The sequence below is a fragment of the Gemmatimonadales bacterium genome (genome assembly GCA_036500345.1).
Taxonomy (GTDB): domain Bacteria; phylum Gemmatimonadota; class Gemmatimonadetes; order Gemmatimonadales; family GWC2-71-9; genus Palsa-1233.
The window spans coordinates 24,844-35,057 of the sequence record DASYCE010000024.1 but is presented as its reverse complement, the minus strand read 5'-3'; the positions used below and the strand labels follow the sequence as shown (position 1 = coordinate 35,057).

At 66.7% G+C, this 10,214-nt stretch carries 12 protein-coding genes; all 12 read right to left on the bottom strand.

The annotated features are described in order from the left end of the window. On the bottom strand, positions 1-1,154 hold a 1,154-nt coding region (locus tag VGM20_10620; GenBank protein HEY4101314.1), incomplete at its 3' end, for an Rnase Y domain-containing protein. A 36-nt stretch (positions 1,155-1,190) separates the two neighbouring features. Further along, positions 1,191-1,508, bottom strand: a complete 318-nt coding sequence (locus tag VGM20_10615) for a cell division protein ZapA (protein HEY4101313.1) — start codon at positions 1,506-1,508, stop codon at positions 1,191-1,193. Continuing rightward, positions 1,505-1,819, bottom strand: coding sequence for a hypothetical protein (locus tag VGM20_10610; GenBank protein ID HEY4101312.1), 315 nt, complete (start codon positions 1,817-1,819; stop codon positions 1,505-1,507). The genes VGM20_10615 and VGM20_10610 overlap by 4 nt, the downstream gene beginning before the upstream one ends. Next, entirely contained in the window at positions 1,794-4,172 is a 2,379-nt protein-coding gene (gene pheT, locus VGM20_10605) for a phenylalanine--tRNA ligase subunit beta (protein ID HEY4101311.1), read from the bottom strand. The genes VGM20_10610 and pheT overlap by 26 nt, the downstream gene beginning before the upstream one ends. Beyond that, positions 4,169-5,206 (bottom strand): phenylalanine--tRNA ligase subunit alpha, encoded by a 1,038-nt coding sequence (gene pheS, locus VGM20_10600; GenBank protein ID HEY4101310.1) that lies wholly within the window; start codon positions 5,204-5,206, stop codon positions 4,169-4,171. The genes pheT and pheS overlap by 4 nt, the downstream gene beginning before the upstream one ends. 2 nt (positions 5,207-5,208) lie before the next feature. After that, the gene (rplT, locus tag VGM20_10595; GenBank protein HEY4101309.1) at positions 5,209-5,565 is read right to left on the bottom strand and encodes a 50S ribosomal protein L20; all 357 of its coding nucleotides are present in this window, start codon (positions 5,563-5,565) and stop codon (positions 5,209-5,211) included. Between the two features lie 11 nt (positions 5,566-5,576). Next, positions 5,577-5,771, bottom strand: a complete 195-nt coding sequence (gene rpmI, locus VGM20_10590) for a 50S ribosomal protein L35 (GenBank protein HEY4101308.1) — start codon at positions 5,769-5,771, stop codon at positions 5,577-5,579. A gap of 30 nt (positions 5,772-5,801) precedes the next feature. Further along, positions 5,802-6,323, bottom strand: a complete 522-nt coding sequence (infC, locus tag VGM20_10585) for a translation initiation factor IF-3 (GenBank protein ID HEY4101307.1) — start codon at positions 6,321-6,323, stop codon at positions 5,802-5,804. A 217-nt stretch (positions 6,324-6,540) separates the two neighbouring features. Continuing rightward, positions 6,541-7,773: a hypothetical protein gene (locus VGM20_10580; GenBank protein HEY4101306.1), complete on the bottom strand. Its 1,233-nt coding sequence runs from the start codon at positions 7,771-7,773 to the stop codon at positions 6,541-6,543. A gap of 53 nt (positions 7,774-7,826) precedes the next feature. Continuing rightward, entirely contained in the window at positions 7,827-8,741 is a 915-nt protein-coding gene (locus VGM20_10575) for an MBL fold metallo-hydrolase (protein HEY4101305.1), read from the bottom strand. Continuing rightward, positions 8,738-9,556 (bottom strand): exonuclease domain-containing protein, encoded by an 819-nt coding sequence (locus VGM20_10570; GenBank protein ID HEY4101304.1) that lies wholly within the window; start codon positions 9,554-9,556, stop codon positions 8,738-8,740. Before VGM20_10570 ends, VGM20_10575 begins: the two co-directional genes overlap by 4 nt. Next, on the bottom strand, positions 9,553-10,197 hold the full coding sequence (locus VGM20_10565) for a redox-sensing transcriptional repressor Rex (GenBank protein HEY4101303.1): 645 nt from the start codon (positions 10,195-10,197) through the stop codon (positions 9,553-9,555). The genes VGM20_10570 and VGM20_10565 overlap by 4 nt, the downstream gene beginning before the upstream one ends. Positions 10,198-10,214: the final 17 nt, after the last annotated feature.

The following is a 10,214-nucleotide window of genomic DNA, read 5'->3' as shown; positions in this document are numbered from 1 at the left end:
TCACTCTCATGCGTGAGGACCTTCCCCATGTCGTGCAGCAGTCCGCCGCGCTTGGCGAGCGCCACGTCGAGGTGCAGCTCTGCGGCCATCATTCCCGCTAGCCACGCAACTTCCTTGGAATGTTCGTAGAGATTCTGGCCGTACGACGTCCGATAGCGCATCCGGCCGATCAACTTGATGATCTCGGGATGCAGCCCGTGGACCCCGACATCGTACGCCGCCTGTTCGCCCAGCTCCACCAGCTGCTTGTCGAGTTCGGCGCGGGTCTTGGTGACGAGTTCCTCGACGCGCCCCGGATGGATCCGGCCGTCGGCGATGAGCGCTTCGAGCGCCCGGCGTGCGACCTCGCGGCGAATCGGGTCGAAGCAGGAAATGCCCACTGCGTCGGGGGTGTCGTCGATGATCACGTCGACACCGGTCGCCAGCTCAAAGGCCCGGATGTTGCGCCCTTCACGACCGATGATCCGCCCCTTCATCTCGTCGCTCGGCAGCGCCACGGATGCCACCGTCGTCTCCGCCGTGTGCTCCGCCGCGAGTCGCTGCGTCGCCATCGCGATGATCCGGCGACCATCCTTCTCGGCGTCGCGCCGTGCCTTCTCGCGAATCTCGCGCGCCATTGCGGCCGCACTGGTGCGCGCTTCGTCCTCGACCTGCTGGCGTATCTCGCGCGCTGCTTCCTCGGCGGTGAGGGCAGCGACACGTTCGAGGCGCAGTTGCGCATCGCGCTTGTCGCGCTGCACCTCCGCCTGCAGTGCTGCGACCCCGGTCTCCTTGGTCGTGAGATCGTTGCGGCGCTGCTCGAGGGTGCGCTCGTCGGTGCGGAGGCGATCCTGCCGCTCACCGATTCCCGCCTCCCGGTTGGCGAGCCGCCGTTCCGCCTGCTCGAGTTCCTCGCGGCGTCGCGACGCGTCGCGCACCGCTTCCTCCTTGATGCCGAGGGACTCGGCACGCGCGGCGACCAGCTGACGCTCGCGCTCGACTGTCGCGTCCCGCTCGGCCGTGCTGCGGAGCTCCGCGGCCTGCATCTCGGCGGCGGCGAGGATCGCCTTTGCCGAACGCTTGCGGGCGGTGAGGATGGCATTCCACACGATGATTCCGAGCACGGCGCCGAGCACGATCCCGCCGCCGGCGGCACCGATTAGCGTCTTGTCCATCATCTATCTCCACCGGCGCAGACGGCCGGATTGTGGTCAGTCGCCGGCCGCGCCTCGCGAGGTTCGCTTGGTGGGCGGCAGGAGCCTGGTGAGTTCATCGCTCAACGCCGTGATCCGCGAGGCCAGCTCGCCATCGGCCGTGCGGGCGCGGAACAATTCATCCGTCACTGACAGGCCGGCGAGGATCGCCGCCTTGTATGCTTCGATCGATGGCGACGCGGCGCGGATCTTCCGCAGCGCTTCGTCAAAGTGCGCAGCGACTTCGCGCGCGTAGTCGGGTGGCAGTTCGGTGCGAAGCTGCAACTCTTCGCCGCCCACCTGCACCCGAACCAGCGTCTTCGCGGGAGAGGTCATCGGGCCGAATCCGTCGGCGCTTCGGCCTCGAGAAAGGCGAGACGCTGCTGCAGCCGGGTCACCATCTCTCGCGCCTTATCAACGCGAGCGTGCAAGTCGAGATTCTCTCGCTCGAAGTCGAGGAGCCGGCCGCGGACACGGGCCACATCGTCACCCGGTACCATCCCGCCCTGCGCCTTGAGATGGTGCAGTTCGGTTTCGGCTTTCTGGCAGCGACGACGCCACGCTGACAGTTCCTCAGTCAGGTGACCGAGGAGCCGCTCGAGTTCGCCCAATGCCGCCTGGTCAGGCCGTGCGTATGGCGACGTCACGTTCGCGCTCCAGCGAAGTCCGCAGGCGTCCGACTGCCTGATCGACTTCCGCGTCTGTCAAAGTCCGGTCAGCAGCTCGAAAGACCAGCCGAACCGTGACGCTCCGTTTCCCCTCCGGCAGCCCCTTGCCGCGATACTCATCGAGCACAGTCGTCGATTCCAGCGCATGACGGCGTCCGCGATCGCGCAACAGCCCCAGCACCTCTTCGATTGGTTGATCCATGCCTGCGAGGAGCGCCAGATCACGCGTCACCGCCGGGTAGACCGGAAGTGGTTCGAAGCGGGCTGTCGACCGGATGCGTGGCGCCACCTCGACTTCTCCACCGAATAGCGGTGCGGCCCACGGCGGGGCGTCGGCCACCAGCGGATTCGCCCGTCCGACCACGCGTCCTCCGGGGAGGACCGCCACCCATCCGTCAGCTTCAACTTGGATCGCCGCACTGGGTTGCGCCAGTTCGACCAGCGTCTCGAAGATTGCCCTGGCGTCCCACTCGTCCCAGACCGGTCCCGTGCCGTGATCGGACCAATGCAGTGGGCGCCGGGCGCCGGTAATGGCGAAAGCGGCGTGCAGTGCCTCGACCGGAGCCCCGGCTCGCGCGTCGATCGTGAACACGGTGCCGAGTTCGAAGAGCCTGACGTCGGCGGTGTGCATCGCCCAGTTCCCCTCGACCTGCGAGACGAGGGACGGAAGCAGCGTGTCGCGAAGGACCTGGTGATCCGCGGAAAGCGGATTGAGCAAGCGTGGGGCCGTCGGTCCGGCCGATGCTACCATCGGCAGCGTCAACACCTCGGCCAGCCCGCGGCCGGCAAGTGCGGTGCGAACGAGCTGCGAGGCATGCCACGCCGGATCGTCGACGCGGCGCCCGGGGCGGAATGGACGCATCTCGGCCGGCACTCGATCGTAGCCGTAGTGGCGAACCACTTCTTCGATCAGGTCGATCTCGCTCACCAGGTCCGAGCGCCACCCCGGGACGTCGACCGCGATCCGGCCGTCGTCGGGCTTGCTCACGACGGTGGCGCCGATTGCGACCAGCCGCTGTTCGATCTCCGCCCACGCGAGATCGACACCCAGCACCTGGGCCACGCGTGCGGGGCGAAGGAAGATGCGCGGCGGGTGCACCGGCGCCGGGAGACAATCGACCGCGGGGCCGTCGAGCTGACCGCCGGCCACGGTGACGATCAGCCGGATGCAGCGGCGGAAGGCGTCGACTGCTCCCCACCGATCGACGCCGCGCTCGAATCGGTGCGATGCATCGGTCGAGAGGTTGACGCCGCGCCGTCCGCGTCGCACCCGCGCGGGATCGAACCAGGCGCACTCGAGCACGATCGACGTCGTGCTCGGCGAGACTTCGGTCGCCCGACCGCCCATCACTCCCGCGATGCCGATCACCCGCTCGGCGTCCGCGATCACCAGCGTGCCCTCGGGGAGGAGATGATCGACGCCGTCGAGTGTCGTGAGACGCTCGCCGCTCCGCGCGGATCGAACGATCACCGACGGGCCACGCAACGTCGCCGCATCGTAGGCGTGCATCGGCTGGTTGAGTTCGTACATCACGTAGTTGGTCGCGTCCACGACATTGTTGATCGGACGAAGCCCGACCGCGCGTAGCCTGCGCTGCAGCCATTCCGGCGAATCGCCGATCGTGACGTCGCGGATCACCGCGGCGAGGAAGCGGCCGCATCCGTCGCGATCGTCAATGGCGATCCGCACGCCACCCGCGGGCGCTTCGTCACCGTACCGCGTGGGTTGCGGGAGATCGATGGTGACTTCGCCGGGAATTTCGGGAAGCCGGAACGGCACGCCGTACGATGCCGCGAGTTCGCGCGCGACGCCCTTGTGTCCCAGGAGGTCGCCGCGATTGGGCGTGACATCGACGACAAGGCGTTCGTCGCTTCCCTCGATCACCGACGTGATCGGTGTGCCGGGCGCCGCATCGGTCTGCAGTGTGAGCAGGCCGTCGTGGTCGTCGCCGAGGCCGAGCTCCCGGGCCGAACAGAGCATCCCCTCGGAGTATTCGCCGCGAAGCTTGCGGCGTTCGATCGTGATGCCGCTCGGCATCACGGTGCCGAGGCGGGCAAACGGATACTTGCCGCCGGCGACGACATTCGGTGCACCGCAGACGACGTTGTGCAGCGTACCGGTCCCGTCGTCCACGGTGGTGACCCGCAGCTTGTCGGCGTTCGGATGCGGCTTCGCGTCGGTGACGAGCGCGACGACAAACCCGCCGAGATCCGCTCCGACCGGCTCGATTGCGTCGACCGGTGCGCCGAGCATCGCGAGGCGCGACGCAACATCGCGACTGTCGACTCGCTGGCGCAGGAACGCTTCGATCCATTGCCGCGAGATGTTCACGCTCGCACCCCGCCGAACTGCGCCAGGAAGCGCATGTCGCCGCCGTAGAGGAGGCGGATGTCAGGGACCCCGTACCGGACCATCGTCATCCGTTGCGGCCCCATGCCGAAGGCGAAGCCGGTGAAGCGCTCGGGATCGATGCCGCAATTCCGGAGCACCTGCTCGTGGACCATCCCGCACCCGAGAATCTCCATCCACCCCGTGCCCTTGCACGCGCCGCACCCGGTCCCGCCGCAGATGGTGCACGAGACATCCATCTCCGCCGACGGTTCCGTGAACGGGAAGAACGACGGGCGGAAGCGGACCTTCACCGACGCCCCGAAGAAGCGCTCGGCAAAATGTGTCAGCGTTGCCTTGAGGTCGACGAACGAAATTCCCTCATCGACGGCGAGCCCTTCGATCTGCGAGAACGCCGGCGCGTGCGACGCGTCGAACGGATCATTGCGGTACGCGACCCCGGGAATCACCACGCGGAACGGGGGCGGCCCCTCTCGCATCACCCGGATCTGCACCGGCGAGGTGTGGGTCCGCATGAGGAGGCGCTCGTCGGTCGTGGCGCCGGCGATCGGCGCGACGAAGAGTGTGTCGTGCATGTCGAGCGCCGGGTGATCTGGCGGAAAGTTGAGCGCCGTGAAGTTGCGCTCGTCGTTCTCGATCTCCGGGCCCAGGGCAACGGCGAAGCCGAGTTCGCGGAAGATTGCCACGATGTCGTCGATCACGACCGTGACAGGATGGAGCGAACCGGGCCAGGCGCGGCGTCCCGGCATGGAGCGATCGGTCGCGTGGGCTGCGGCGGTGGCAGTCGCGGCGGCGAGTGCCGCACGTCGCGCGGCGAACGCCGCTTCGAATTCGATCTTGAGGGCATTAAGGGCGGCACCGCGCACCCGCTTTTCTTCAAGCGGGAGCGCGGCGACTTCCTTGAGCTGGTGGGTCAGGACGCCCTGCTTGCGGCCGAGTACTGCGATCTCTTCGGCCTCGAGCGCCGGCGCGTCGAGGGTGGCGATGGCCGCGAGCCGCTGGCGCAGCACGTCCATCGTCAGCCCTGCTGCGCTTTGGCCACCTCGGCGAGCTTGCCGAACGCGACAGCATCAGTCACCGCGAGGTCGGCGAGCACCTTGCGGTTGATCTCGACGCCGGCAGCCTTCAGGCCAGCCATGAGGCGCGAATAGGAGATCTCGTGCAACCGCGCCGCGGCCCCGATCCGGGTGATCCAGAGGCGGCGGAAATCGCCCTTCTTCTTGCGCCGATCGCGGAACGCATACGCCAGCCCGCGCTCGACGTTCTCCTTCGAGGCCTTGTACAGCTTGCTCCGGGCGCCGCGGCCACCCTTCGCCGCCGCCATGATCTTCTTCTTGCGCGCGTGGTGCGCGACCCCGCCTTTGGCTCGTGGCATCGCTCAGCTCCTCACGCTTGCAGCAACTTGATGGTACGCCGGAAGTCGGCCGACGACACCAGCGCCGCCTTGCCAAGCTGGTTCTTCCGCTTGGTCGACTTCTTGGTCAGAATGTGCCGCTTGTTGGCCCGGCTCCGCTTGATCTTGCCGCGGCCTGTCAGGCTGAAGCGCTTCATCGCGGCGCGCTTCGTCTTCTGCTTGGGCATTCCGTTCTCCGTGTGGTCGGCGTCTGGCGCTTACTTGGGCGCGAGCACCATCACCATGTTGCGGCCGTCGAGCTTGGGATCCTGCTCGACCTTGCCGACGTCGGCCAGGGCGGCGGACACGCGATCGAGGACGGCCTTGCCGAGCTCGGTGTGCGCAATCTGCCGACCGCGAAACATCATCGTCACCTTGACCTTGTTCCCTTCGCCCAGGAACTCGCGGGCGTGGCGGGTCTTGAAGTCAAAATCATGATCGTCGATCCCCGGCCGGAATTTCACTTCCTTCAGGTGGATGACGTGCTGCTTCTTCTTGGCGGCCCGCGCCGCTTTTGCTTCCTCGAACTTGTACTTCCCGTAATCCATGATCTTGACCACGGGCGGTCGGGCCATCGGCGCCACTTCGACCAGGTCGAGCCCGCGCTCCTGAGCGGCGTGGAGCGCTTCTTCGATCGGCAGGACACCGAGTTGTTCGCCTTCTGCTGTCACGACTCGAACCGGAGAGATCCGGATCTGTCGGTTCACCCGTACCCGTCGTTCACGTTCGAAGGAAGACAGTGGGCCATTCCTGGTTGAAGGCCTGAAACGCGAACACCCCGCCAATCAGGCGGGGTGTCCGAAGAGTTGCACCGCGGGCCCGGAGGCCCGGATGCTTATGACTCTCGGGACCTCTTCGCCGGGGGCTTGAGGTGGGGCGACTTCGCCGCCCGCTTGCAACAGGTTGAACCATAGTCGGTGCGACGACCTCCCGCAATCCTCGGTGCGGCAGAATGACTTACGGAACGATCCCCTTGAGGAGATGGAGTACGCCATTGCCGGAATCGAGAATTCGCTGGCCGCTGCCGTATGAGGCGTATGTCTGCAGCCGCCCCCAATTCCCCCCGACCTGGACGACCAGGTCTCCCGTAACGGGTGAAATCGCAGGAGAAGCAAAGACCGCCGGCATCACCCCGGCAGCGATGACGTTGGTTGCCCCGGTTGTGAGCGAGACTTTCCGCAACTGCGCCGGTCCAACCGGCGTCAGCGAATCGCTATCGAAGAATCGCGCCGACGGCTGGTCGATGCTTACCTCCAACGAATCAGTCGCATAGACGCAGCTGTCCCCCTTGCAACTGACACCGGCGATCGGGACCCCCGCCGATGCCACGACCGTCGGAGTGCCACCAGCCGCCGGAACGCTCAACAGCCGTGACCCCGACGCGAATACCAGCGTCGCACCCGCCTGTGCGGTCGAAAACTCGCTCGCTCCGGTGGAGCCGGGGACAAGATGCAGCGACGCGCCGCGATCGGTGAGCGCGCCACTGAGCACGGCACTCGGCCCGATTTCCCACGAGGTGTCTGTCGCGATGCACTGATGCGCGACCTTGTCGCCCACCAGCAGGTTCACACAATGCGTGAACGTCTCGAATTGTCCCGCGAGGAGCAGAAAGGTCTGCGGTCCGGTCCAGCGGAGTTGGGAAAGCCAGGTGAACTGCGTCCCCTCGACCGCGAGCGGTGTCGTGGCCAGCGCCGTGCGAAGGTACGGATGGGCGGTGTCAGTCAGCCACAGCGTGCTGACCGGCTGCGGTAACAGTCCTCGCGATGCAGAAACACCCTCGGTGAGCAGCAATCGCCCGGTGCTGTCGAGCGCGAAGCCACCATAGGTCGAACTGCTATCCCGCCGGATCGCGCGATTGTCGCAGAGATCCCAGGTCAGCGTCCCACCAGCTGCCGGCAACAGACCCACGCAACGATGATTCGGCATCGCCGGATCGACGAAGGCGTAGAGAATCCCGCGGCCATCCTCGGTCCAGGCGGGCCAGTAATCCTGCTCGACATTGAAGGTCAGGGTGACGTCGTTGCCGCTGCCCGACGGCCCTGCAGCATGTGCCGCCGGTGTTGTGAACGGATCCGCGTGGCATGACCCGATGAGCATCACTGCCGCGCACGATGTCCATCGAAAGCGCGCAGCATCGCGCCGCGCCATGCGCCGAACCAACGCCGGGTCCCGGGAGCATTCGTGCAGCATCTGCGACCTCGCGACGAAAGTGTCCGGGTGTATCCTGTGCGGATCTGCTGCTGTCAGGCCGAGGCGATGCGTTCCGTCAGCTCGATGCCGCGCTCCGCGTCGCCGAGGCGGCCGCCAACCGTGTCGTAGTCATGCTCGAACATCACCCGCCATCCCTGGGACGCCGCCTCGCGATACAACGATCGCTTGCTCTCCAGCGTGCGCAATGGCTCGACATCGTATCCCATGACCCACGGCAGCGGCAGATGGTGCGCCGTCGGGAGGGTGTCGGCTGGATAGAGCAGCGTCTCCCCTTCACTGCGCACGGTAACAACCATGTGCCACGGCGTGTGCCCGGGGGTCACCATCACATCGATTCCCGGAACGATCGTCGCTCGCTCGCCCTCGAGAAACCGGTAGCGATCAGCTTCGGCGACCGGGACGAAGTTGTGTGGCAGGTAGCTCGCCGCGGTCCGCTCGTTGGTCAGCGTGGCCCACGCGTACTCCCGGCCGTGGGTGATGTACTGCGCGTTCGGGAAGGTGAGCTGCACTCGGCGGGCGGCGTCATCGGCGGCGATGAAGGTGTTCCCGCCCGCGTGATCGAAATGCAGGTGGGTATTGAGCATGATGCGGATGTCGCCGGTGGAATGACCGAGATGTACCAACGCATCTTCGAGCGCAGTCCTGCCGTTCGCGCCCGCGTTCTCGATGCCGTAGATATCGAGAAACTTGTCGGGCTCCTTGTTGCCGAGACCCGAGTCGACGAGCACAAGGCCGTCCTCGTGCTCGATCAGCAGCGTGCGCATCGTCATCCGGATGCGGTTGCGCTCGTCAGACGGGATCCGCCGCTGCCAGAGCGGCTTCGGCACCACGCCGAACATCGCGCCGCCATCGAGGCGCTGAATGCCGGCCTCCACGCCGTGCACCGTCAACCGACCGACCTTCATGGTGGTGATGCGCGGCGGAGCCGGCGGCGGCATCGGACTCATGCGGCCTGCTCGTTCACCGGAAGGCGATGCATCGTTTCGAGATCGGCGAGTGTCTGCGCGCCGCGCTCGCGAGCACTCTGGAGCAACCGTTCCAGCAGCATCCCCGTCACCAGCGCATCGCCCGCCGCCCGATGGCGTGCGACGAATTCGAACCCGAACCGCACCGCAAGCGCCCCGAGCGAGTACGACGGTTCACCACGGACGAGGCGGCGTGCCAGCCGCACCGTGCAGAGGCGCGGGCCGTCGAGCGTCAGGTCGCGGTTGCGCCGGACTTCGGCACCGACGAATCCCCAATCGAAGCGCGCGTTGTGCGCCACGAAGACGCGCCCGGCAAGCGCCGCAACCACCTCATCCGCGATCTCGGCGAACGTCGGCGCATCGTTCACCATCTCCTGCGAAATGCCGGTGAGCTCGCAGATGCGCGGCGGGATCGGGCGTCCCGGATTGACCAGCGAATCGAAGACCACCTCCCGCCGCGTCCCCTGCACCACCACCACTGCGATCTCGGTGATCCGGTCGTTGCCGCTCGCCTGCATGCCGGTCGTCTCCACGTCGACCACCGCAAAGGCACACTCGTCGAGCAGCGGCGAGCCCTGCGCCAGTGCGACGAGCGCCCAGCGCCCATCCGTTTGCTGGCGGACGCGAGGATCGGCGCCCAGCAGCGCAGCCGCGAGCCGCTCGGCCACACCTACCGGCGCATTGGGGAGGCCGAGGACACGATGTGCCAGCTCGGGCGCGGCGGCGGGACCCGCGGCAAGCAATTCGAGCGCGCGATCGGCGAGCGTTCCCACCGGGCGTGCCGTCAATCCACTCATGAGTCCTCGTGCGCGTCGCGGTGCTGGATGGCGTACGACAGGGTTTCGAGTTCGACCGCGAGGTTGACGTTCTTCACGTCGATCCCGGGCGGAACGTGCAGCTGCACCGGAGCGAAATTAAGCACGGCGGTCACCCCCGCGGCGACCAGACGGTCGACCAGCTCCTGCGCCGGGTCGGCCGGCGCCACGATGACGGCGATCTCGACCCGCTCGCGACGGACGATCGCTTCCAGTTCCGCGACATCGGCAATGACGACCCCTCCCCACCGCGTTCCGATCTTGGCCGGGTCCTTGTCGACTGCGGCCACGATGTCGAAGCCGCGGGCCGCAAATTCGGCATACTGCACCAGCGCGCCCGCAAGCCGTCCCGCCCCGACCAGGACAACGCGATAGCGGCGGTTGAGTCCGAGAATCCGGCGAAGTTCCTCCGCAAGGGCGTGGACATCATAACCGAGACCGCGGGTTCCGAACGAGCCGAAGAAGGAGAGATCCTTGCGGACCTGAGCCGACGTCGTCCCCGCACGCGTGGCGAGCGCTTCGGACGATAGCGTATCCGCACCTTGCTGATCGAATTCTTCCAGGAACCGGAGATAGATAGCCAACCGTCGAACGGTGGAGTCGGCGATCTTGCGGGTGAGCATTTGTGAAATGTTTCACG